The 24,784-nt window shown below is 44.8% G+C and carries 22 protein-coding genes and 2 pseudogenes; 7 read left to right on the top strand and 17 right to left on the bottom strand.

Going from position 1 to position 24,784, the window contains the following annotated elements:
- The 3 genes and pseudogenes from AM506_RS23670 to AM506_RS19395 form a co-directional block, all read right to left on the bottom strand.
- A pseudogene (locus AM506_RS23670) lies at positions 1-149 on the bottom strand (IS256 family transposase); the annotation flags it as partial.
- Positions 150-485: 336 nt separating this feature from the next.
- Positions 486-1,199, bottom strand: coding sequence for a hypothetical protein (locus AM506_RS19400; protein ID WP_060674455.1), 714 nt, complete (start codon positions 1,197-1,199; stop codon positions 486-488).
- 13 nt (positions 1,200-1,212) lie between these two features.
- Positions 1,213-2,322 carry a mandelate racemase/muconate lactonizing enzyme family protein gene (locus tag AM506_RS19395; protein WP_060674453.1) on the bottom strand — a complete coding sequence of 370 codons (1,110 nt, stop codon included), beginning with the start codon at positions 2,320-2,322 and terminating at the stop codon, positions 1,213-1,215.
- Between the two features lie 86 nt (positions 2,323-2,408).
- Between AM506_RS19395 and AM506_RS19390 the strand changes: the two genes are divergently transcribed.
- On the top strand, positions 2,409-3,659 hold the full coding sequence (locus tag AM506_RS19390; RefSeq protein WP_060674450.1) for a hypothetical protein: 1,251 nt from the start codon (positions 2,409-2,411) through the stop codon (positions 3,657-3,659).
- Positions 3,660-3,664: 5 nt separating this feature from the next.
- On the opposite strand, the gene nhaC is transcribed toward AM506_RS19390, so the two are convergent.
- From nhaC to AM506_RS19355, 6 genes are all read right to left on the bottom strand, one after another.
- Positions 3,665-5,083, bottom strand: coding sequence for a Na+/H+ antiporter NhaC (nhaC, locus tag AM506_RS19385; protein WP_060674448.1), 1,419 nt, complete (start codon positions 5,081-5,083; stop codon positions 3,665-3,667).
- Between the two features lie 129 nt (positions 5,084-5,212).
- Entirely contained in the window at positions 5,213-6,307 is a 1,095-nt protein-coding gene (locus tag AM506_RS19380) for an amidohydrolase (RefSeq protein ID WP_060674446.1), read from the bottom strand.
- Between the two features lie 260 nt (positions 6,308-6,567).
- Positions 6,568-7,095 carry an AAA family ATPase gene (locus AM506_RS19375; RefSeq protein WP_060674445.1) on the bottom strand — a complete coding sequence of 176 codons (528 nt, stop codon included), beginning with the start codon at positions 7,093-7,095 and terminating at the stop codon, positions 6,568-6,570.
- Positions 7,096-7,866: 771 nt separating this feature from the next.
- Positions 7,867-9,531 carry a transposase gene (locus AM506_RS19365; protein WP_060674441.1) on the bottom strand — a complete coding sequence of 555 codons (1,665 nt, stop codon included), beginning with the start codon at positions 9,529-9,531 and terminating at the stop codon, positions 7,867-7,869.
- Between the two features lie 299 nt (positions 9,532-9,830).
- Positions 9,831-11,924, bottom strand: coding sequence for a heavy metal translocating P-type ATPase (locus AM506_RS19360; protein WP_060674439.1), 2,094 nt, complete (start codon positions 11,922-11,924; stop codon positions 9,831-9,833).
- 21 nt (positions 11,925-11,945) lie between these two features.
- A complete protein-coding gene (locus AM506_RS19355) occupies positions 11,946-12,308 on the bottom strand; it encodes an ArsR/SmtB family transcription factor (RefSeq protein ID WP_060674437.1) in 363 nt (120 codons plus the stop codon).
- A 276-nt stretch (positions 12,309-12,584) separates the two neighbouring features.
- Between AM506_RS19355 and AM506_RS19350 the strand changes: the two genes are divergently transcribed.
- The 3 genes from AM506_RS19350 (at position 12,585) to AM506_RS19340 (ending at position 14,671) form a co-directional block, all read left to right on the top strand.
- Entirely contained in the window at positions 12,585-13,424 is an 840-nt protein-coding gene (locus tag AM506_RS19350) for a COX15/CtaA family protein (protein WP_060674434.1), read from the top strand.
- A 116-nt stretch (positions 13,425-13,540) separates the two neighbouring features.
- Positions 13,541-14,458 carry a YIEGIA family protein gene (locus AM506_RS19345; protein WP_060674432.1) on the top strand — a complete coding sequence of 306 codons (918 nt, stop codon included), beginning with the start codon at positions 13,541-13,543 and terminating at the stop codon, positions 14,456-14,458.
- Positions 14,459-14,482: 24 nt separating this feature from the next.
- Positions 14,483-14,671: a capping complex subunit for YIEGIA gene (locus AM506_RS19340; protein ID WP_034760392.1), complete on the top strand. Its 189-nt coding sequence runs from the start codon at positions 14,483-14,485 to the stop codon at positions 14,669-14,671.
- A 54-nt stretch (positions 14,672-14,725) separates the two neighbouring features.
- Here the strand turns inward: AM506_RS19340 and AM506_RS19335 are convergent, their stop codons facing one another.
- The 5 genes and pseudogenes from AM506_RS19335 to AM506_RS19315 form a co-directional block, all read right to left on the bottom strand.
- Positions 14,726-15,883, bottom strand: a complete 1,158-nt coding sequence (locus tag AM506_RS19335) for an ABC transporter permease (RefSeq protein WP_060674430.1) — start codon at positions 15,881-15,883, stop codon at positions 14,726-14,728.
- A 13-nt stretch (positions 15,884-15,896) separates the two neighbouring features.
- The gene (locus AM506_RS19330) at positions 15,897-17,111 is read right to left on the bottom strand and encodes an ABC transporter permease (RefSeq protein WP_060674428.1); all 1,215 of its coding nucleotides are present in this window, start codon (positions 17,109-17,111) and stop codon (positions 15,897-15,899) included.
- A gap of 272 nt (positions 17,112-17,383) precedes the next feature.
- A pseudogene (locus AM506_RS19325) lies at positions 17,384-18,059 on the bottom strand (ABC transporter ATP-binding protein); the annotation flags it as partial.
- A gap of 147 nt (positions 18,060-18,206) precedes the next feature.
- Positions 18,207-18,863, bottom strand: coding sequence for a response regulator (locus AM506_RS19320; protein ID WP_060674425.1), 657 nt, complete (start codon positions 18,861-18,863; stop codon positions 18,207-18,209).
- Positions 18,864-20,060: a sensor histidine kinase gene (locus AM506_RS19315; RefSeq protein WP_060674423.1), complete on the bottom strand. Its 1,197-nt coding sequence runs from the start codon at positions 20,058-20,060 to the stop codon at positions 18,864-18,866.
- A 181-nt stretch (positions 20,061-20,241) separates the two neighbouring features.
- On the opposite strand from AM506_RS19315, the gene AM506_RS19310 reads away from it, so the two are divergent.
- Entirely contained in the window at positions 20,242-21,045 is an 804-nt protein-coding gene (locus AM506_RS19310) for an alpha/beta fold hydrolase (protein ID WP_060674421.1), read from the top strand.
- A gap of 408 nt (positions 21,046-21,453) precedes the next feature.
- Here AM506_RS19310 and AM506_RS19305 read toward each other — a convergent pair whose 3' ends face one another.
- Positions 21,454-22,278 carry a nucleotidyltransferase domain-containing protein gene (locus tag AM506_RS19305; protein ID WP_060674419.1) on the bottom strand — a complete coding sequence of 275 codons (825 nt, stop codon included), beginning with the start codon at positions 22,276-22,278 and terminating at the stop codon, positions 21,454-21,456.
- Positions 22,279-22,464: 186 nt separating this feature from the next.
- Between AM506_RS19305 and AM506_RS19300 the strand changes: the two genes are divergently transcribed.
- Positions 22,465-23,211 carry a DUF2087 domain-containing protein gene (locus AM506_RS19300; RefSeq protein WP_060674417.1) on the top strand — a complete coding sequence of 249 codons (747 nt, stop codon included), beginning with the start codon at positions 22,465-22,467 and terminating at the stop codon, positions 23,209-23,211.
- A gap of 16 nt (positions 23,212-23,227) precedes the next feature.
- Positions 23,228-23,584 carry a GIY-YIG nuclease family protein gene (locus AM506_RS19295; protein WP_060674415.1) on the top strand — a complete coding sequence of 119 codons (357 nt, stop codon included), beginning with the start codon at positions 23,228-23,230 and terminating at the stop codon, positions 23,582-23,584.
- A 42-nt stretch (positions 23,585-23,626) separates the two neighbouring features.
- On the opposite strand, the gene AM506_RS19290 is transcribed toward AM506_RS19295, so the two are convergent.
- Positions 23,627-23,854 carry a hypothetical protein gene (locus tag AM506_RS19290; RefSeq protein ID WP_060674413.1) on the bottom strand — a complete coding sequence of 76 codons (228 nt, stop codon included), beginning with the start codon at positions 23,852-23,854 and terminating at the stop codon, positions 23,627-23,629.
- Between the two features lie 243 nt (positions 23,855-24,097).
- Positions 24,098-24,769, bottom strand: a complete 672-nt coding sequence (locus tag AM506_RS19285; RefSeq protein WP_060674411.1) for a CPBP family intramembrane glutamic endopeptidase — start codon at positions 24,767-24,769, stop codon at positions 24,098-24,100.
- Positions 24,770-24,784 lie beyond the last annotated feature (15 nt).

Genomic DNA, 24,784 nt, shown 5'->3' with positions numbered 1-24,784 from the left:
GCCTTAGCATTTAAGTAGTCATTACGTTCTTTTTCCATAAACTCATTAAGCACTAAGACGAGGGAAGATTTAACAAGGGCATCGAGATCAGAGTTAGCCACCTGGTCTTTTAAATCTTCAATATTTAAAGTAAGATTAAGTTGGGTCATTTTTAATTCCTCCATGTACAGATTTTCTTGGTCGAAAACATTGTATCATGGGAATTAAAATGGCCCTTTTTTATTTACACAATTATATAGACTTAATCACTTATTGAGGAATTCTGCACGAAATATCGAGGAATAGACGGAAATATTCCGCCTATTTACTCTAAAAGCTTTAAAATGGACCATCTTGACTTGCCTTAAACGGAAAAATTCCGCTTATCTCCCCCGAACCTTTCCATATTTTGTACGATAACCGGAAAAACTCCGCTTATTAATCAGGGGAGCCTCACAATGAAGGCTGCCTTTCACTCCAAGTCCGCTATTTTAATAGACGGAGCTTTATCCCATTGACTCTCTTCTCACATACAACACCCTGTACCCACCATCATCTTCCTCCAGCGAAATCCCGCGCCAGCCTTCATGTAATAACGCCTGCTGACACTCGACATCCTCCATCGGAACTCTTAAAATCTCGGAAATTTCTCCTCCTCCGCCATCTCCCTCAAGGCGCTTAAGGAAGATATAGCGCAATTGATCGACGTATTTGATCTTGAGGGCAGCAATCTCCATTCCCTGCTTGAACTTATCTTTTAAACTGGGAATATTAAAAGGAGCGACCGTGCACGCCACATAGGTGAATCCTTGATCCAGCTTCGCCTGTTCTTGCATGATCAGATGAGCGAGTGTTTGCTGAAGCCGGTTGCCTCTGTAATTTGGGTGTACGTTCGAAATTTCCTGATAGATGACCTGTGGCAGTTCTTCAGTTTCCAATCCAACATCCAGCCCCAGATGTTCTTCATCAATAGGGGGGATCAATAAGGCGCGGAATGCGATTAATCCCTTCTCTGTAAAGGCTCCGATCATAAGCCCGTTTCCAGTTAATATATAATCCAATTCCTCATACGTCAGGGGCTGCAGGTTCTTTTTTTCTGTCAATGTCTCCACGACCAGCTCCTGCAGCTGCTGTAATTGGCTCATATGCTCTTTTGTTAACAAACGGACATTGTATGATGCATTGTTTTTGTCAAGAAATCCTTCAAATAGATAATCCATGATCCCATGCTCCTTACTCTACGATACTCTTGAACTCAGTCAGCTCTTCCAGAATATCTTTATCTACTTTCACACCGAGACCCGCTTTATCCGACAGGCGGATATAGGGGACGTCATAATGCAGGTCCCCGATGTCCTGTGAAAATTTAATCGGTCCCGTCAATTCTACACTAGTAATGACCTTTTTGGAAAAAGCCACATGGAATCCGGCAGCTGACGCGATCGATGACTCGACCATCGAACCGACCTGGCATTCCATCCCTGCCATCTCAGCCATGTGGGCAAGTTTGACTGCAGGATAAATCCCACCGCTTTTCATCAATTTGATATTCACTTTGTCCGCTGCCTGCTTCCCGATGATCTCACGCATGTCACGTACGCCTTTCAGCCCTTCATCGATCATGAGGGGGATATCTGTCTTCGATTTGATCCGGACCATCCCATCTATATCATCTGCCAACACAGGCTGCTCAAGCCAATCGATGTTCATGCCTTGAAGTTGCCGAAGTGCCTTAAGCGTCTGACTACTGTTCTTCCAGCCCTGATTCACATCCACCCGGATCGGCACATCCAACCCGACGCGTTCCCTGACCTTTCGTATTCTTTCAATATCCTGATCGATATCGGTTCCAACCTTCATTTTAAAAGATTGAAATCCTTTCTCGATCATACCGGCTGCTTCTTCTGCCATCGTATCCGGGTCTGTTATGCTCAGTACATGGGTGATTTTGAATTCGTCATGATACCGGCCACCGATGAGCTGATAGACAGGCTGATTCACTTTTTTCCCAATGGCATCATAGCAAGCGATATCGATGGCCGCCTTTGCCGTGGGGGCATTGTAAATGGCTTTATCCATCAGCTCATGAATTCTTTCAATATGAAACGGATTCTCCCCGATCAGTTTCCGGGCGAGGGTATGATGAAGCACTTGAAATGTGCTTTCCCACGTTTCACCTGTCACATGTTCATCAGCCACCGCTTCACCATATCCAATGATTCCTTCGTCCGTCTCCATTTCCAAAATGATAGAAGGCATATCGTCATATGTATGGTAACTGATGATAAAAGGCTGCTTCAGTGGTAATCGAATGGCATACAGATTTATTTTTTTTATAATCATAAGATAAACACTCCTTAAACTAACAAATTTTCTTTCCCCTTGGTATAATGTCGTTATATAGTCGTTAATTCAGAAAGGAGATTGTCATGAAAACGAAAATCGCCCTGATCGGGTCCAGGGAGTTCATAGAACATGCTCAGTCGTCCATTGCACTTGATTTAAACAGTATTGAACTGGTCCCCTATATTTACGATGAACCCCAGGAAGCAAGTAAGCTGATGAAAGATATCACACCCTGTGATGCTGTTTTGTTTTCCGGGGCACTGCCTTACTTTTTTTCAGAACAAGCCTGCCGCACACTATCTGTCCCGGTCCTTTATCTTGAACAGGACGAAACGGCGGTTGTGACATCACTGCTTTATATCCTGTACCATCATAAGATTGCACCAGACCGCGTGTCCATCGATTTAATGGATCGTTCTTACATCGATCACGTCCAGTCAGACTTACACCTCAAGAACCCGCCCCGATATGTGAAGGATTATAAAGAGTGCCTGCCCCATAACTTTAACATCAACGACTATACAGACTTCCACCAGCAGTTATTTCAGGAGGGTAAAACGGAGTTGGCCTTAACGAGCATCCATGCTGTTTATGACCGGCTCAGCGAATTGCACATCCCTTGCATGAGAATGATCGACCCTTCCAAATCTCTGATAAGGACCATCGATGAAGCTCAATCCCAATCTCTTCTTTCTAAACGAAAAGCAGGCACGATCGCTGCTGTCCGACTTTCCGTTCAAGATTGGGAGGGTGAACATGAACGTCTTCATGAACTCGCCCGCTTGATGAAGGGAACACTCCAAGAAAATAAGGATGCACCTTCCTACACGATTTACAGCAATAGGGGAAGCATCGAACATTTCCTGGAAAGTACCGACTCCCTTGAAAACCCCGTACTTGCAGGGTTCGGATACGGTCATACGGCGGCGGAGGCAGAGGCAAACGCAGAGACCGCGTTGTCATTTGCCAGAAAGGTTCATCCTGATGGCTGCGCCTTTATTTTAAATGAGGATAAAGAAATGTCAGGACCTTATCCTGATAAAAACAAGAAACAGCATCTGAAAAATAATACTCCCGAAATGCTGTCCCTTGCCAAACAATTAAAACTAAGTCCGTCAAACTTGTCCAAAATCATTCAATTCTACAAATCCCGCTCGTCCCGTGATTTCACTGCGGCAGAGCTTTCTGACTATATGCAAATCACACGGCGCTCTACGGAACGGATCTTGAAGAAGCTGGTCGACAACGGTTCTGCGAAGATTATTGGAGAAGAAATGACGTATGCACAAGGAAGGCCCCGGGCCATTTATGAACTGACCTTCCCCATCTATTGACCGGGTCAGGAGGAAAGGGTGGCATCCTCCTGCTCCATTGCCTTCATTTCAGTTTCACTCAACTTCGTGATGCTGAAGCCCGTGAAGGCATAAATGATGGAAATGATCGGCACGATAAAATTCAACACCGCATATGGAGCATAATCAAATGCATGGACCCCGAGCGTTCCTAAAATAAACACCCCGCATGTATTCCATGGGATGAAGACGGATGTCAACGTCCCCCCGTCCTCAAGGGCACGCGACAGATTCTTTGAATGCAGTCCCTTTTCCTTATAGGCATTCGCATACATCCTTGAAGGCACCACGACCGAAATATACTGTTCAGAGCATGAAGCATTCGTGGCAAAACAAGAAACAACGGTTGAAGCCACCAAGCCTTTCGATGTTTTGGTCACCTTAAGGATCTGGTTGACGATGGCACGAAGCATACCTGTGTGCTCCAAGATCCCTCCGAAGGTCATCGCGACAATCGTCATCGAGACCGTATACATCATGGAATCGAGACCCCCGCGGGAAAACAGGTCATCGACCATCGTATTCCCTGTCTCGATCACGTATCCGCTTTGAAGAGCCGAAACAGCATCCGCAAACGAATCATGCTGAATGAATACCTGTGCTCCAAATCCAAGAATGATCCCCACGATCAGAGCAGGGATGGCCGGAACCTTTCGGGCAACGAGCACAATGACAAGCAGCGGTACAATCAGTAAAAACGGTGAAACGACAAAGCTGTCCTGCAGAACACCAATTGTTTTTTCAATGTCCTCCGTATTGACCCCGCTTTTTCCAAAGTTCCTTCCTAAATAAGCATATACAGCCAGGGCAATCACAAAGCCCGGGATCGTCGTGTAAAGCATATGGCGGATATGTACAAAAAGATCCGTGTTGGTCAGTCCCGAAGCGAGGTTCGTTGTATCTGACAGCGGTGACATCTTATCACCGAAATAAGCCCCTGAGATAATGGCACCTGCAATCATCGGAGCCGGAATCCCCATACTAATGCCGATTCCCATACCCGCAACCCCGATTGTCCCCATCGTCGACCAGGAACTTCCGATCGCAAGCGACACAACCGCACAGATAACAGCAATCGATAATAGGAAAAGCGAAGGTGTGATCATCTTCAGACCATAATAGATCATCGTCGCCACGACTCCCCCGCCGATCCACGCACCGATCGTCAATCCGACAAGCATGATGATGACGACGGCAGGTAAAGCAAGACGAATCCCCTTATACATCGCCTCCTCTATATCCTTCCACTTGAACCCTGAAAACCAGGCGACAAGTGCAGCCGTGACTGTACCGATGATCAGAGGAATGTGCGGCCCCTGCTCCAAAACCACGATTGTAATAGCCATTACGGTGATCATGACGAGCAATGGTATGATTGCCAGCCAAAAAGACATTTCTTTCTTCATCCAAATTCCCCCTTGAAAGCACTCAGTTTTTTGACTATTCCTAATTGTCGTTAAATAGTCGCTATATGAGTATCATAAGGGCAGAATTTGGAGTAGTCAATCGGTTTTTGGTACCGTTTCCAATCAGATTTATGCCTTTTTTAACGTCTCCGCTATTATTTTTGCCGCTTGATTCAACGCTGAAGTATTAAACGTCATGTCCGGATGATGCAGCCCGGGAGTCAAATCCGCCCCGACCCCGATCATCGCCGCCTTCACTTCCGGATGCTTGATCGTGTAAAAATGAAAATCATCACTGCCCGATGTAATGACCGGCGGAGCCAATGCTTCTTCACCGGCGATGGATCGAATCGCTTCCCTCGTGATGCTCTCAGCATCAGCAGACACTTCCGCTCCAGGTGTATAGTCTGTCCATGCGTAATCAATGGGGACTCCGTACAGCTTGGCAATAGCATCGACCCCATCCTCGAGACGGCGCTGTATTTCCTCCAGCACCTCATTCTTCTGGGCACGTACATCGATTGCAAACTCCGCATTTCCAGGAATGATGTTTAGATTCTCCCCTCCTGCAGCGAGCTTGGTCATTTTGGCAGAATACGATTCAAATGGGGACAAATAAATCGTTTTTAAAAAGGAATGAATGGCCGCCAACACATCAATGCTATTCTTCCCTTGATGAGGTCTAGCACCATGGGCATCTACCCCTCTAATTTTCCCTTCCATGTAAATGCCTGCCCCATGATGAACCGAAGGCGAAAAGGCCCCGTGATCCAATTCTTCTTTCGGTCTCAGATGAACCCCGAATAAATAACCGACATCCAGAAGGGCCCCTTTCTCAATCATGGTCAGCGATCCATTCCCCTTCTCCTCCGCAGGCTGAAAAATGAAACGAATCCGCTTATCCTTTGGAGGATCCTGAAGGCAATAAAGAAGCGCTCCGAGAACCATCGACATATTGGCATCATGTCCACAGGAATGATTCGCCTGCATCCCCCCGTCCACCTCTTGCCACAGGGCATCGATATCCGCTCGCACAGCCGTCACTTCATCTCCTTCACCTATTTCAGCAATCAAACCTGTCACATCAGAAAATCTCCTGTAGCTCACATTCAGTTCATCCAAAATTGCTGCAATCTTATTCGTCGTTTCATATTCCTTCCAGCTCACTTCCGGGTGAGTGTGGAAATGAGTGAACCAATCTAAGATCTGTTTTTCAACATTCATATCTATTCTCCTTTCATTCCTTTTTCACTATGTATTCTGAGATGGGGAGGGGAAATCCTGCTTTTGTATCAATCCGGATAAGAAAATGGCGGGGAAACGGGGTTACTTTATTTAAAAATTAATCTACATTAATGCGAAACTCATATGTTTTCCACTTAGCTTATCCAGCTTAATTCCGACTCTTTTAAATGCCATTTTCCATCTTCATATTCAACTTCAATCCTTACTCCAATTTTTCCTGTACTTTCAATCTTTTCATTCTAGTTATCTATTACCATCTCCCCTTCGCCTTTGGGGATCTCGAAACCCTTCAGATATGACGCTAAAAGCTCTTCTGAAATAGGGAAGGAATTCGCATCAAAACGCTGGTTACGTAACGTAAGGCGTTCACGCAAATCATGTTCTTGAACCTTCAAATAAACCAGTATCCATTTACCGCCTGAATCCTCGATCAGTTTTTTATATTGATTCCTTCTCCCACGGTCCCAAAAACTAAAATCTATTACCACCTGCTGTTTATCGTGGATTAATTTTATAAGACGATTGCGTAATTTTACTTCTGCATCTTTTCTATACTTCTCAAACTTTTCCATTGGGAAATCAATTCCCCACCGTCCATTAGTTGCCCATATTTCTTCATCAATTGAAAGGCGCACAAATCCTTCCTGCTCTAAAACTTTTGAAAAAGTCGTTTTACCGGAACCCGCCACACCACACATCATGACCACTAATGGGGTTACATCATTTCGTTCACGGTAGATCAGGTCAAAATTAAACGTATCAAACATTTGTAAGCCCCCACTTCAACAGGATCTGCTTAAACTAAATCGCTTATCAATGCCCTATTCGTTTTCATCAAACGTTCCGGAAGATTCTTTCGAATGCTCTTCAACCCAAAGTGAAATGTCTCCGGGTTATCTTCAAGCAGGCAATCACTGAAACATAACATCTTTATTCGTAAGATTGCCCACTAATTCCTCAACGAATTGAGCCTGTGTCATCATGTCAACCGAACCGAGATGAAAGATTCCTTTCAGTTGATGCAGGATGATATACTTCAACTGTTTTTGGTTTACTCTTAAAAAAATAAACACTAGATTCATTATATGTAAGTTTAGCATAGTAACCGTCCGCTATTAGTAAAAATTGTAAAAAATCTCACCATCAAGGATAAGCTCTTATACAATAAGGATTATTCCATTTAAGAGAATTGGTTGTTTTGACTTCTCCACATGGTAAGTAGAACATTCCCGATTGGATCGAAACAGCTTTAGTAAATTAGTCGAGGTTATAAACGGAGATTTTCCGGTTATAATCAGCTCGGACCTCGTTTTGGGTATAGATAGGCGGACGAGTTCCGCTTATGCACAGAAAAATCCAACCATTTTTGTGTTTTCAGGTGAATAGACGGAAATCTGAGACCGTCGATTAAGTTGTAGTTTAATTCTCTTCTACACCTTATTTTACAGACTTTGTGAATTTTATCGGGATTTTTCACAAACTTTCATTATATAATTGGTTTTCCCTCTTGTAGGGGCCCTCTATTTGTTATCATTTCCCTAATTTGGGCAGACGGGGGCCTTTACCCGATTTTCGCAATTTTTGTAGCGGTAAAAGGGCTGGATGGATTCAGCTAATTTTTTAACCATGATTTTCACATTGATGACCATGGCCGTCAACTTGGACGTAATCCTTAATGATTCTCTCCCTCTAGTTCTTGGTTTTCTAAGCCCGTGATGGTTGGCAGCTTCATGATTCGTTCTCTCCACATCGTACCTGGCCCTCAATGCGTTTTTTCCTTCATCGGTTTGATTATAGGACTTTCCTTGTTCCATGATTTCATAAAAATCACTGATAAAGACGGTCCGCCCTTTTTCATTGGTCGTGCATTGGTCAAACAAGGGGCAAGCTTGACACGTTTCACCTTGAAATTTAAATTGATAGCCCTGATTTTTGTTATTGCGTACTTTTTTAGAAGTCGAGTATCCAAGAGGGCAGGTAACCTCATCCATGCTTGGATCATAAACAAACCAATTGCTTTCTAATAATCCTGTCGGATTTGTACTTCTTTGTATAGGGGCGCTCAGTAAAATCTGCATCTCTTTTATTTTCTGGCGATTCCCCCCCGTGCCATAAGCCGTATCCCCGATGACTTGCTTCGGCAATACATGGTAGCGACTGACCATTTCCTCAACCATTGGAACCAGACGGTCTCCATCCCATTCGTTACCCGGAATGGGTTCGGTATTCAGGATTAATCCATTCTGCCTCGACTCCAGGACCTGTATTTTATCTCCAGTAAACGTCATAGATTTCGTTTTGTGCCCACCTCTGACTTCCGGGTCATAGGCGCTCCGAATGCGATCCGTTGGCTTTTCTTTTTTTGGCAATTCCTTGTATTGGGGTTGTGCCTGTCCATCGCCGTAAGGATTAACTGGTTTGGTGTTCTCTTGCAGGATCTGATAAAGAATCCCTTGAAGTTCTAAACAGCGAAGCTGTTGTTTATCGTTCTCCCATGCCCAGAATAAAGGCTTCGCCCTCTCACTTTCCAGCCAATGTAACAGGCTGTACCCTTCCACTGCCAGGCGGCTGAATAATACCAGCCGATCCCCTTCAGGGGCTTGGTCGGAGAGCCGTTTCAGGAAGCTTTTGAGGGGACAGCCCTGGGAAAGGTGGGTATATAACTTCGAATATGTCCGTTTGATATGTTGGATGATCTGGAGGATTCCCTGTTGAATAAGACGGTAGGAACCCACCTTCGCAATATTGGCGTAAGTATGGAAGGAATCGATAAGCCAGCGGTCATCTTCCTTTCCCCATAGCCCTTTCGCCAAAGCCTGGGAAAGGATATGGTGATGGCACGCATCAAAAAGGTCCGAACCCATGCGGTCCCGATCGAGACCCAAGGTACTGTGATCGAAACCATTGAAAGAAACGGGCACTCCCAAAAAACGTTTTAAATGTAGATGATAAAGTATGGCCTCTTCCATTTCACGGTCAGAGTAATTGTGATAGCGTTGCACAAAATGGATTTTTAATTTTAAGGAGGGAGCATAAGGGCGTTGTCCCTTTGTGGAATACAGGGGAGCACAGAGTTGATCGGCAAAGGAAAAGTCAACCACCTCTTCTACCCGGCTCCAGAAAGGATGGGCAGGAACAGAAGAAAAAACTTCATAATCTGATAAAGTTAGTTGGCCAAATGTTTTATATTGAATGTGCGCCATTACAATCACTCCATACGTTAGATATATCTTTATTTTACCGAACATTGGAGTGAAGTGATGAAGAATTTTTAAAATGTAGAAAAGTATGTGAAAAACGAAATTTTCTTGAATTAATCGACGGTCTCAATCTTCCGGCTATTTCTGCCATTTTTAATAGTAATAACTAATTAAGCGGAATTTTTCCGGCTATTTATCAGCTCTGGTACCTAGCCTGATCTTCCTAACAGCAGTGAAAACCCCTGTTATGCCCAATAAAAAAATGAAAGGAGCAGGGATCGTCCCGCTCCTTTCAATTAATTTCACGCCTTCGACTTCTCCCCAACCATCACCGTCAAACTAATCAACGTAACCAATATGGTTGCACCCATATCAGACAGGATGGCAATCCATAATGTCAGTAGTCCCGGAATGGTCAGAAGTAATGCTATCAATTTTAACCCCAATGCCAGGGAAATGTTGATCTTAATGATGTTATTGACCCTTTTGGCAATCTTGATGGCGGAAGGGAGTTTGCCGAGATGATCCTGCATCAGCACGATATCGGCTGTTTCAATGGCACTGTCGGTTCCTTTACCCATGGCGATTCCCAGGTCAGCTGTTGCCAGTGCTGGGGCATCGTTGATTCCGTCACCGACCATGGCCACTTTCCCCTGACTTGTGAGCTCTTTTACTTTAGCGACTTTTTCGTCTGGCAGGAGACCTGCATAATAATTGGTCAACCCTACTTGCTGTGCCACTTTTTCTGCCGTCTTGTCATGGTCTCCCGTCAGCATCACTGCCTGTTTGATACCGGCAGCATAAAGGTCTTGGATGATTTCCTTACTTTCTTCCCTGATTTCATCCGTGATGCCGAATAATCCAAGAACGTCTGTATCGCTTGAGACGATCACAAGGGTATACCCATTCGCTTTCAACGCTTGGATTCTTTGCTCGACTTCAGGAGAAACAGAGCATTCGAGGCTTTTCTCGTTTCCGACTCTGTAGGTTTTCCCTTCGATCACGGCGGATACCCCTTGCCCCGAGATGGTGTTGATGTCTTCAGGTTCCGAGAATGCCTGGTTTATTGCGTCTTCGCTGATCTTTTTCATGACGGCCTTTGCAATCGGATGTGAAGATGATTTTTCAATTGAACCGGCAATCCGGAAAAAGTTTTCTTGATCGAAGACGGTCATTTCTTCTACATACGGATGCCCTTTGGTCAGCGTACCCGTTTTATCAAATGCAACAGTATCAATTTTTCCTAGTTGCTCAAGGAACACGCCGCCTTTTACCAGGATCCCGTTTTTCGCATTGCGGGCAATCCCTGAGACGATGGCTATCGGAGACGACAGGATCAGTGCACACGGACAGCCAACAATGAGTACGGCCAGCCCTTGATAAAACCAATCTCCCCAATCACCATTGAATAGAAGGGGCGGAACGAGTATTACCAATGCGGACACGATCATGATGATCGGTGTATAATACCGTGCAAACCGATTGATGAATTGTTCTGTCGGAGTTTTGGTTTCCTGCGCCTCTTCAACTAAATGCAGGATTTTCGCAAGGGAAGAATCTTTGTATTCTTTCGAAATCCTTACCTTGAGGACCCCTTCATTGTTGATGCTTCCCCCGAACACTTTCTCATCCTTTTCTTTTTCCACCGGCATGGCTTCACCGGTGATGGCCGCTTCGTTTACGGAACTCTTACCCGATTCGACGATCCCGTCTGACGGGATTTTCTGACCTGATTTCACAAGGACGAGGTCCCCTGTTTTCAACGAACTGATCGGTACAATCCTTTCCTGGTCCCCTTCGATCAGAATCGCTTCTTTCGGTGCGACCTTCAATAATTCCTCCATGGACTTCCTCGCCTTTTCCATGCCCATTCCTTCAAGCAATTCGTTGACGCCGAATAGAATGGCTACAAGCGTCCCTTCTTTCCATTCTCCTATGGAAAACGCCCCTATCAAGGCAATGGTCATAAGCGTGTCGATGTTGAATTTGAATTTCAATACATTCTTTGCTCCCTTGATGAAGGTCGGATATCCGCTCGTCGTAGCAGCCGTCAAATACATGATGACCGGTACCAGGTTATCCAATTGTGAATCTACATAGATCGCTGAAAAAAAGATGATGGCTGAAATTCCAAGCAGGATTTTCATGTGACTGCTGTTCGTATGCTCGTGGGAGTGGTCATGGGCATGTTCATCGCCGTGATCCTTCACAAGGACAGCTCCATCCGATGAAAGGATCTTCTCCACTTTTTGCATATCCACGCCTTCAGACAGGATTAATTTGCTGCTGTTATAAAGAATTCTCGAGCCTTCTCCATTTTCAAGCTTATTGATTTCCTCTTCCATTTCTCTCGCGCAGTTTCCGCACGTGAGTCCTTGAAGCTTATATTCGTCCATCTTGAACTCCCCCAATGTTCCTTAGTGGTGTCTCGCATGGTGCATCGTTTGCTGAAGCATATTCATGACATGATCATCATCGGCAGAATAATACAGTGTCGTGCCTTCACGTCTATACTTGACCAGTCGTAAATTTTTCAAAAATCGTAACTGATGAGATACGGTCGTTTGAAGCAGCGACAGCTTTTCAGCAATATCATTAACAGAGTGTTCTTTTTGCGCAAGTAGATGAAGAATCTTTACACGAGTTGGCTCGGACAGTGCTTTAAACGTCTGAGTGACGATAAATAACGTTTCTTCATCAATCTCCACACACGGTTCATCTATTTTTTCATCCTGTTTATGCCCCACTACATTTTCTTCCTCATTATTATTCTTTCGCATGTCGACACTCCTATTCTATTTCAATATATGACAATGTGTTCATGTATTCTTATTTATATGATAAAAAAAGAACGTGTTCCTGTCAAACAGATGAGATATCCGGACGAAATCTCACCCTGTAATGTTTTTTTCGAACAAGCCTTCCAATCATTTCTATCCATAGATGAACGTTATGTGACATTGACGTCAATCGATTGTGTTCCTTCTCACAATCCTGTTAGTATATGAACAGATATCAATATATGATTGATTCTAACACGAAAGGACTACAATGATATGAAAAATAAATTTTCGTTCTTTACGATCATCGTTACCATTGCTGCATTGGTGCTCGGCAACCTGGTCGTAGCGACACATTCTGGTGATGCCTGCGGGAGTGATTGGCCGATTTGTAACGGGAAAGTCATCCCGGATATCACCAATTATCGCATCGTAATTGAATACTCTCACCGGTTATTCACGACACTGCTCGGCCTTGTCATCCTGATCAACGCCATCGTTGCGTGGAGAAAGACAACCGATAAAGCAGTGAAAGTCATTTCCTTACTTTCACTGGTTCTCTTGCTCACTCAGGCGATGATTGGCGGAATGAATGTACTGCTCGGGACACCAACCGGTTTCACGACACTCGATGTCATGTTCAGCCTCTTTCTATTAATCTCTCTTATTTTCCTTCATGAAGGATTACAAAGAGGAACTGGAAACCTGAAGTTGAATGAAGTGAAAAAGCCTTTATTGATCGGGTTTTCAGCACTTATGCTCGAGGTGTTAATCGGTGCCTTGTTTAAACATTTTCAACTCAGCCAATTACTATTTGAAGTCAAGAACACGGATGTGGAACTGGCCAACTTCACTTATGCGATACACGGATTGCTCGGTATGATTGCTTTATTCTTCATAGGATATGCCGTCTTCCTTGCGTTAAGGTTTAACGTCATGAGGAAATCCGCCTTACTCTTGATCCTCTTATCCATCCTGACAACCTTTGGCGGATTTGTTGTAAAAACAGAGGAACTGAGCCCTGTCACATCGTCCGTACACATGATCCTGTCCATCCTTACCGTCGCTCTATTGAGCAGGATGACGGCAGTCAGTTATTTTAATCAAAAGAAGTAAGCCAGGCAGAATGAATTGCCTGGCTTTCTTGTGTCTTCGCATCCCCACACCGCATAATTCAACTGCCATTTCCCCATACTATTCCAGATTGACTCATTGAATTGAGGTGACATCCCATGGAATCAACTGGTTTGACTGCAAACGAACTATATACCATAACAAGTGCGATCATCATTGGAACAATGGCCAGGATCCTGACGATCAAAGAAGACTTCAGACAGTATCCGAGCTACCCAAATGGATATTTCATTCAAATCATCACGGGTTTTGTAGCTGCGGCCCTGGGAGCCGTAGCCATTCCCGCTTTATTAAGCAAAAACTTCGTGGCTGTGACGTTCCTCACCCTGGCCCTTCAACAATTCAGGGATGTCCGGAAGATGGAAAAAGAAAGCCTGAGCGACTTGGAGGAAACGGAATTCACCTACCGGGGGAAAGCGTACATAGATGGGATCGCCAAAACATTCGAAGCCAGAAATTATCTTGCCTTTATCGTGGCACTCGTCACGTCCCTTACGATATCCATCCTCCACAATGCTCTCAATCTGGATAATCTATGGATCTGTATTGCCGGGGGTGCTTTGATAGGATTTGCTCTTCTTTACTATTTGCAGAGATTCACCAAGGGTAAAACGATTGGCGACATTGCAGAAGTCAAAGAAGGAAAAGTGGTCGTCAAACACTCCTCCTTGTATGTGGATGACATGTATGTCAGCAACCTCCTTGGTACGGACAACGCTGAAAAGCTGTTTTCTGAAGAAGGTATGGCCGTTGTCATCTACCCGAAAGAAAATCACTTCAGGATCAACCTCGATAACTTCGGTCAGCGTCAGGCCGCCTTATTTGAAGCATGCAGGGCATTGGGGGTCAAACGGTATCAGTTTACAAGAAAAGATTATGAGGACGGCAAGGTCATGATCACCCTCGTGCCGATCAAACGGGACATCGATGCTTTCATCGAGGCCGTTAAAAAATGTCCATTACTCGAAAGCACAAAAAAATCTCATGCTGTCATGAAAACCAACTTGAAAGGGTGATTCTTCTTGGGCAGGGAAAATTCAATGAAACCACCTTATCAAATATTAGCCTACCTAACCTCAAACCGGGACAGAGTGATCAACGGTGGACCGCTTCTACTATACAGTGAGGATCTTGAGGAATTAAAAGAGATGACTGTTGATATCGCAAAAGGATTGAAAGCCGACGTTGTCCAGATGACGAACGGGGATTATTTGGTCATCAGGATATGAAAAAAGCCATGGAGGTCCATGGCCTTTTCTTGTTGGTTCTCGATTCACTTTCTTTTACTCAAACCTCACCCTTCTCAAACCCACCATCAAAAACATAACCGCAAACCCAAGGAGGATCCCTACTGGGGTAACGATATCCGTGATATCTCCGCCCCTTGCCGTCAGCTCCGTAAACCCTTCCATCCCCCAATACTGCGGAAGAAATCTGGAGATATTTTGAATGGAGTCCGGCATGATGTCAACCGGCCAGTAGACACCGGCGATCATGCAGGTAGAAATGATAATCAGGTTCCCGAAGACGGATTGCTGTTCTGACGTTTTAACGAACCCGGCAAGGAAGAGGCCGAGGCCGATGCTGCAGAGAAGCAGACTTGAAACGAGAATCATATTGGCAAACGGATTTCCCCATTCGATGTGAAAAATCTTCTCTGACAGAGTCATCAGGATTCCAAACTGGATCCAGCCGATGACGAAGAATGCCAGCATGTATCCACATAATACTTCCACTTTGGTGGCAGGAGTGGACATCATTCTGTACCAGACCCCGTTTTGACGCGCTTCGAGAAGGATTCCGGTGCTTGATAGAATGGCGATCATGACGAACATGATCGTGAAGCCAGCTGAACGAGCAGTCAGATTGTTCATCGATTGCACGTTTTCATTTTTCGTAACGGAGACGGTTTCAAAGGCAGCCGGTACAGACGTGAGTTCAGCTGAGATTTTTTCCTTGATGACGGCCGGATTTTCACCCGTTGTCTCTTGATAAAGCTTGGCAGCAGCAACACTTACCTTCTGTTTCACAATGCTGTCATTGAGAAGCTGCTTCACAAGGGCTGCCCCTTCGAAGGAAGGAGCTGAAACAAATACGACTTCCGGCGGTTCCGCATTTTGAAGCATTGATTCGAATCCTTTTTCCACAGAAATATATCCCGTTATTTCCTGGTTGTCGAACTGTTCGGCAACTCTCTTGGCATTTCCTTTAGTAAATGTGAAGGAATCGCTTGCTTTCATTTCATTGACCAGGGCCTGTGACGCCTCCGTCTGATCTTCATCTACCACGGCAATCTCCGGCTTATTCTCCCCACCCCCGGTTATGACTCCACCGAAGATGAAGGTGAATAAAAGGGGCATTCCGAACAGCAGCAGAAAGGCACGGCGATTTTTAAAAAGTCGTTTCACTTCAAATACGGCTATGCTGATGATTTTTCCCATCCTATTTCTCTCCTTATCTAAGCTTTAATTTCAATGAACCGATCCACAATGAGGCAAGGCCGATCAGTACGAGTACTGTTACTGGCAGGATGAGGGTATCCCACGATGCCCCGTTCATGATATCGAGAAAGCCACCGAGGGCCCATTTATTGGGGGCGATGGAGGCGAATTGCTGCATGGACTCTGGAAACGAGGCCAACGGAATCATCGAACCCCCAAGAAGCGCGAGAACCTGAACACCAATTCCACCGATGGAGTCGACGGTCTTTTCTTCAGTCATGAAACCGGCAAGCATCATGGCAAGCCCCGACACCGAAACGGAGTATGCGACTCCCACGAGGATAAGCTGCGCGATATTACTGCCCCAGTTCACTCCAAAAATATAATGAGTGGTCATGACGAACACTGTGAACTGAAGGACGGTGAACGAAAAGGTGCCAAGGAATTTCCCACCTATGATGGAAGAGTGGCGGATGGGACTGATCATGAGTCTCGCCAATGTGTCCGTGTTCCGCTCCTGAATGACCATTTTGGCTCCCATGGTCGTGTTGAACAGGATGAACATGGCTCCCATGGCGGCAGCGTAATACTGCATGCCAGAAAGGGGTTCTTTGCCGCCTTTTTGAGTGGTGACCCCGTTTTCCTTTGAATCTGCAATATCAGTAAGTTTTTCTGAAAGATCCTTCATTGTAGCGGAAAGGTCGATATTCTGACTGGACACCGGCACAGCCGAGCTCAACTCCTGACCCACGGTCCGTGTAGCCGCCGATACCGTTGTCACACGTTTTGTGAAGGATTCTGTGATAGTGGAAAGGATGGAGTACTGAATGTCTTTACCAGGATCTTTAAAAAGTTTGACCGGTACGGTTCCCCCCTTCATTATCCCTTCTCCCCAACCGTCGGGAATGACGAGGCCGGCATCCACTTTTCCCTCCTCGATGGCGTTCCGCAAAGCGGCTTCTGTTTTATACTTCTTTAAGATGATGCTGTCCTTCAATTCTTTTCCCTGCAGGGTGTCGTGAAGGAATCGGTCTGCCAAGTCATCTTGTTTGTTCACGACGACTCCTGCAGTCAGTTCCGGTAGCGATCCGTTTTCACTGAAAGCGCCGCTTAAGGCAGATCCGAGGATGGCTGTCAGGATGATCGGCATCAGTAATAGGGTGATAAAGGACTTTCGATCATTGAGGCGGATCCTGATATCTTTCCATGCAATGGTGAACATGCTCATTTCTTTCTCCTCCTAATCCCGTAACGTTCGTCCTGTCAGCTGCAGGAAAAGTGTTTCCAGATTCGATTCTTTGATTTCAACGGATTCGATCTTCAATCCGGCGTGGACGGCTGACGTGATGACAGAGGCCACGGCTTCCTGCGGGTTCGGTGCAAATACTTCGATGATGCCCGCTTCTTGTTGAAAAGCGATTTGAACCATCCCTTCTGCCTTTTTCAACTCCCGCATCGCCTCATACGATAGGTTTTCCACCTTTATCTGGATGAAGCTGCTTCCCGCAAGGCGGCTGCACAGTTCCGACTTCGTCCCAAGGGCGATTACTTCCCCATGATCCATGATGCCGACGCGGTTACAAAGGAATTCTACTTCCTCCATGTAATGACTCGTATAAATGATCGTCATGCCTTTTTCATTCAGTGCTTTGACGGTCTCTAAGATGTGATTGCGCGACTGTGGATCGATTCCCACCGTCGGCTCATCCATGATCAACAGCTCCGGTTCGTGCATCAGGGCGGCTCCGATGTTGATCCTCCGCTTCATTCCTCCTGAGAAGGTTTCAATCCGCTCTTTTCCCCGTTCCTTCAGTCCGACGATTTCGAGTACTTCATCCACCCGTTTCTTTGCCTGTGCTCCGGTCAGTCCGTACATCTTCCCCCAGAACAGCAGGTTATCTCTTGCTGACATCGTTGGATACAGGGCAATTTCCTGGGGAACCACCCCGATTTTCTTTTTGATGAGTACGGGAAATTGTTTCACCGATTGACTGGCAACGAACACATCCCCATGATCATACGGCACGAGGCCGCAAATCATCGAAATCGTCGTGGATTTTCCAGCTCCGTTCGGTCCAAGCAATCCGAACGACTCCCCTTTTTCGATCATAAAGGATACGTTCTTCACAACCTCTTTTTTTCCATAGCTCTTCTTCAGCTCTTTTACCTCTAACATATCTCCACACCCTTTTTTTCTTTGACTATACTTAAAGTATAGCGGGGATCCCCTCTTTCCAAATCCCCCCAGCGATAGAATTTGAACGTAAAAAAATACAGCTGTGATAGCTGTATTTCATAGGAGTACTATGCTGAAAGTCATGGGTCAATAATGCGTGATGTGGTAACGGACGGCAAAAATCGCAGCCTGAGTCCGGTCCCTTAACTGAAGTTTGCTGATGAGATTGGACACATGATTCTTAACGGTGCCTTCGGATATATAAAGCTTTCCTGCAATTTCTTTGTTGTTCAGTCCGAGACCGAGGTGTTGAAGAACCTCCCGTTCCCGTTCCGTCAGTTCCTTTACGATTTCCGGCACTGTGTTGATTTGTTCTGCCGGCTGATTTCGCCTCATTTCCCTCACGATATCCGCCGTCAGCTCTTTCGGTAGCACCATGCCGCCGGATTGAACGGTCATGATCGCCTGGACGATGGCATCCGTCGGCATATCCTTCAATAAATAACCGCTTGCCCCCTCTTCCAATGCTTCAAAGATGAGTTCACTGTCATTGAACGTCGTGAGCATCAGGACCTTGATGTACGGATAGGCGGCTGTGATGAGCTTCGTTCCTTCCACCCCGCTCGCAATTGGCATCCGAATATCCATCAGCACGATGTCCGGGCGGAGTTCCCCGGCCTTCTCAAATGCTTCCTGCCCGTTAGACGCAACCCCTGCCACCTCGATTTCCTGTCTCAAATCCAATATCGTGGCAAGTCCGTCCCTCATTAATTCCTGATCATCGACGATTACGATTCTGACCATTTACGTTCCCCCCATTTCCCATTTCATCTCGATAAGCGGTACGGTTGCTTTCACAAGGAACCCTTCTGTTCCGCTTTCAAACAAAGTCGTTCCCCCATGTTCATGGATTCTGTCCCTCATATGCTTCAAGCCGAATCCGGGATTGATTTCCGCCGCTCCTTGTCCGTCATCTTGAATCCTGATTTCCACCATGGACTCGGATACATCGAGGAAGACACTGCATGCTTTTGCCTGACCGTGCCGAACGGCATTGGTGATCGATTCCTGTATGACCCTGGTCAGATCGAGTTGAACGGAAATCGGGATTCTCGTGACATCCCCTTTGACCGTGAAGCTTGCCGTGAGACCCGTCATCATCTGATAATCCTCCAACAGTTTGCGCACTGTCGTGACAAAGGATTGCGGCTGGTCGTGATCCTTCAATGTCCTGACCGACAGGCGGATTTCCTGAAGGGTCTCCCTCGCAAGGTCCTCACAGAGTACAATCTTCTCTTTGCTCATGTCAGGTCGGGGTTCCATAAGCTCTTTCGCTACCTGAAGCTGAATGAGGAGGGCCGTCATTTTGTGACCGACCGTGTCATGGATTTCCCCTGAAATCCGGTTCCGTTCCCGGATCAGGGTCAACTCCTCCACCTGCTTAGAGTAGTGATGAAGCTGCTCGTGAGCCGAGGTTAACGCTGAATGGGTCTCCTGCAGTTCACCGTACTGGGTTTCAATTTTGGCCTGTGCATGAAGAAGTTTATGTATAAGTCGTCCGACGACCGCCTCAAACACAATAAAGCTGAAATTGATGGTGTTTTCCATCACAGAGATGCTGCCTGTTGCCCGGTAAATATAGTACATGCTTCCTCCCCAAATAATGAAAAAGGTAAGGGAGAACCCCCAAAGAACTTTTTTGTCTTCCACGACTAAGAAGAGGGTGACCGCATTCACACCGAATAGGATCAAATAAAGGGCAGAGCCGGGATAAAAAAACACAAACCCTGTAATCAAAATAAAATCCAATGCAATGGGTAGTGGGTAATATGTATTTTCACGTGTTGATGCCAATAATAGATGATTAAGGATAAACCCTATTCCGGCTATGATCACAAAGATGAGTTGGGCGGTGGTATGTGTACCAACAGAAGTATAGTAAATGTAACTGATCATGATGAACATGACCAGACGGAGACTGCTTAAGAATGTCAGTTTCACACAGATCACCTCTAGTCTGTAATTTATCTTCTACAGGTAGAAGATATTTCCATTATAATCTTATTTGGGTGGTTTGGTAAGGCGGGAATGAAATGCATGGACCTTCTTCTAAATGTTACGTTTTCCCTTTTTGCCATAGGGTAAATAGTGTGTATCTCATATTCAAAGGAGTGCAAGATAAATGGGTCGATACGTTGAAGTAGAGCCGCACGTTTCATTATTTGTAGAAGATATCGGAATAGGGCAGCCGATTGTGTTTCTCCACGGATGGCCGCTCAATCATAAAATGTTTGAATATCAAATGAACGAATTACCTCAAAAAGGTTACCGTTTTATTGGAGTGGACTTGAGAGGGCACGGTCAATCAGACAAACCTGTTCATGGATATGATTATACTACTCTTGCAAAGGATATAGACGCAGTCGTCAAAGAACTGAATTTGCAAAGCTTTTTTCTTGCAGGCTTCTCGATGGGTGGACCAATTGCCATCCGTTACGCAACGAAATTTGCGACCGACAGCTTAAAAAGATTGATCTTAATGGGACCAGCTGCACCGCTTTTCACTCAGAGGGACGATTTCCCCTATGGAATAAAAAAAGAAGAAGTAGACATGCTGATTCGAGACCTTGAAAATGACCGACCGGCAACAATAGCTGATATTGGCACTAACTCCTTCCACTCTGACGTTTCTGATGAACTCTCCGCGTGGTTTGATGGACTCGCTCTCGAAGCCTCTGCCCACGCAACCATCGCTTGCGCCAAATCCTTGAGGGATGAAGACCTTCGAAATGAGCTAAGTGACATTGGCGTCCCAACGCTTCTCATGCATGGCAAACATGATCAGACGTGTGATTTTAATTTCTCTGTCGAACTCCACAAACACATTAAGGATTCTTCATTGATTCCATACGAGGAAAGCGGACACAGACTGGTTTATGATGAGAAAGAAAAGTGCAATGAGGAATTGTTGAAGTTGATCCGATAATGACATTCATCCTCACATTGAGCGGTGGATTTACACTGGGCTTTTTTCTTATGTACTGGTTTAATCGGAGAAGTGATGAGGGAGCGGGGGGAAATAGCTGGGCGTGGTGCTGAACCGAAGAGGGATTATTTGGAAAAGGACGCAATTAATTTGAAAAAGACGCAATTAACGAAATAATGACGCAAATATTCTTAAAATGACGCAATCATGGTCAAAAATGACGCAATTAATCTCTATCCCTTCTTCTCTTCAAGAAAGATATAACCAAATAAGAGCTCCACCCCTATGACCACGGTTGGAACTCTTTGAGCGGAACGTAATCCTTAACCTTTTTGCCCTTTTATTCTATGATTTTATACCATTTTCAACAAACCACAGTTCTTGACCAGTGACTAGTATAATCATCCCCTATCTCCGTTTTCCCAATTCCCCCAACTCCTCATCCCAAACTTCTCTCAATGCCCCCCTTAACAACATGTCCAATTCTTCCGTTGGATCAGGAATGTCCTTATTTAATAACTTCGCATAGGTTTCTAAATGTTCGATTTCTTCATGAAGATACTCATTGATGTTATCGATCCTCGTTTCAAGATAAATCTCTTCTCCCGCTCTCTTCCGTTCTAACAAGTTTGCGATCGAATCTTTCCATTCACCCTCTGACACCAGTTCTTCCACCAGCTCTTGAAATTCAATCGGCGGGATCGAATCATATTTCTCGATCCATTTGGCAGCCAGTACGGGACGGAGCACATTCAAATACTTCTTGATCCTTACTTCCTCTCCCTGAACATCATCCCGGAAATTGCCCTTCGCCATGCTCAAATAATGATGCATACAGGAAACGGGGGAAAATATCTTCTGCTCCAGTTCCTTCATTTGATCAATCGTGGAATAAGACTGGTAGTAGACAATGTTTGATCGGAGCCACTCGAGAAGAGGCGGATTCGATTTCCGGAATAGCCTCAGTGCCTTCGTCAGCTCCCATCCGCTCATATCCAACAACAGATCAATCGGAATCGAGACGGAATCCCCACCCGGAATTTCAATCACATCCCTCTTCTGATCAATGGACAAATACCAGTCTGGCTTATGGATATAAATGAAGCGGACATCATAGTCGCTGTCTTTAGAAGGGAACCCCCATGCCCTGCTGCCGGATTCGCAGGCAAATAAAATTTTCACATCGTGATCGATTTCGATTTGATGGATGACCTCGACGATATGCTCTTTCATGTTTATGACCTCCAGTGGATGAACCTTGTAAGTTTAGATTCTATTCTTATCGATCAATCTCCTTTATATAGAGGGAAGATGTATGTTAGATTCTGAATTTCGTTTGACATTTAACAAACAAAATTATAATATATTTACAAATAAACAAACAAAATTAAATTAAGTTTAAGTTGGGCGTGTTAAGAAATGGAACTTTCCAACCTGTTTTGGAATGCCACTTTGGAAGAAATGAAGAGAGGCTATATTGAAGAAGAAGATGCATGTATTTGTCTTATGTGCGGAGAGACCATTGAAAAAGGCATGGTTTACCCATATGAAAATCAATTTTACCTGGCTGAAAAATATATGGCTGTTCATATTGAACAGGCGCACACATCTGTATTTGATTATTTGATCGGGATGGATAAAAAGCTAACGGGGCTTACCGATCATCAGAAACGTTTACTGACCCTTTTTTACCAAGGGAAAAACGATAAGGACATTCAGGAAGAACTGGATATTGGCAGTGCCTCCACCATCCGTCATCACCGCTTTGCTTTAAAAGAAAAGGAGCGACAGGCGAAGACCTTCCTGACGATGATGGAATTACTGAAAGAAAAAGATGAGAACGCCCCGACGTTTGTACCGGTTCATAAAACAGCCACCATGGTAGACGAACGGTACAATGTCACTCAGGACGAACAGGATAAAATACTGAAGAAATACTTCTCCGACGGGGCATTGACGAAATTTCCGCCTAAAGAAAAACAAAGGCTGGTCGTCCTTCGTGAGATTTCAAAACAGTTGAAGAAAGACCATGTGTACGATGAAAAAGAATTAAACGGGGTACTAAAAGGCTTTTTTGAAGATTATGCCCTCATCAGAAGATACATGATTGAATACGGCTTACTGGACCGGAAATCTGACGGAAGCAAGTATTGGGTAAAAAAATAAACTGGAGGTCTCAACCATGGATCGAAAAAGAGAGTTAAAACAACAGTATAAAGAAACACCGGTTGAAGCAGGTGTCTTTCAAATTACAAACAATCAAAACAGTAAAATTTATATCGGAAGTACGAAGAACTTGAAGACCCTGAACGGGATCAAGTTTATGCTTGATAACAAAGGATTCACGACCAGTAAAGCGTTACAAACTGAATGGAACCAGTTTGGCAAAGACGCTTTTACCTTTGAGGTGCTGGAGAAATTGAAAAAGAATGATGATCCATTTGTTACGGAGAAAGAAGCTCTGGCTGAGTTGGAGGAAAACTGGTTGGAGAAAATGCAGCCTTATGGGGAACGGGGATATAATCAGAAGCAGGCATGATGATCACAAAGAACGCTCAGTGTCATTTTTTCTGAGCGTTTTTTAATGGGCTTTTTTCATTAACTCCTGTAAAGAACCATTAAACTCTTCCCATTGACCGTCCTCACATACCTCTAGCACTTCACCTTTTCCTGAAATAAATTCAATGGACTTATCCCCATCGTCATATGTGGTGATTGGCAGCTCCACTTTTAAAGAGGTGATTTGATCGTTATCCATAAACAATATTTCATAAGTCGAAGCCTCATCAGCCCCTTTGTCGTACTTCATCCCCTATCCTTGAATAAACAATCGTGTCTTCCAATTCTGCTGCCAATTCTCTTTGTTGGTACAACCTCTCAAATATGTCACGGGATGTTATGGTTTTGGTTTTGGTTGAAACGTTCTTGTTATGCTCGAACGAATACCACTTGGCTGAAGCGATGATCGTATGGAGATTGGCCAGTATGGGACTAGCAGGATCACGCCCAGTACAATACTTATTTTTTTCACCGATTCACTCCCCTCCTGTTTTTAAAAATATAGAAACAGCTGCACCATATACAAATTCCAGAGTGAATGAGCGACCATCGCGGGCAGGATCGACTTGGTTTTATACGCAGTCAGAGTTAAAAGGAAACCTGCGAGTACAGTAAACAGCCAAATATCCGATGGGTGGATAAGTCCAAATAAGATCGATGTAATGCCGACTGCCCAAAACGGCTTTACGAATTTTAAAAGAACTGTCAACAAACTGCCCCTGAATACAATTTCTTCTGAGATCGGTGTCAGGACAGCCACATCGACCGTCTCTCGCCAGCTGCTTGCATGGAGCATATGATTGTTGAAGTAAAAAATATAATATTTGTCGAGCAGTACTTCGAAATGGAGACATAGGTGTAATAATACGTAAGGAAGCATAAAGGTGAAAAAAATCCATATGTAGGTTCCTGGTTTCTTGAAGAGTTCCACTTTCATGAGGGACGCGATGAACGTCCTGATATCCTTATAACCCAGCGTGACGGCCATAAAATATAAAAACCAAATGAGTCCTTTCAATCCGTCATAGTTCTGAAGAGGCAGTTGATTGATGAAATAACCTGGGAGAGCCAGCATGGCCAAATAGATCAATAGCGTTTTAACCTTAATGGTCGATGCATCTTCTGTAACAGGTATTGGTTCCTGTGCAGGTAAACTGTTTAGCATTGAATTCTTCCCCTC

The organism is Rossellomorea vietnamensis (genome assembly GCF_001305855.1).
GTDB lineage: Bacteria > Bacillota > Bacilli > Bacillales > Bacillaceae_B > Rossellomorea > Rossellomorea vietnamensis_A.
The sequence above is the reverse complement of the archived record's forward strand: the minus strand, read 5'-3'. Positions and strand labels throughout refer to the sequence as shown.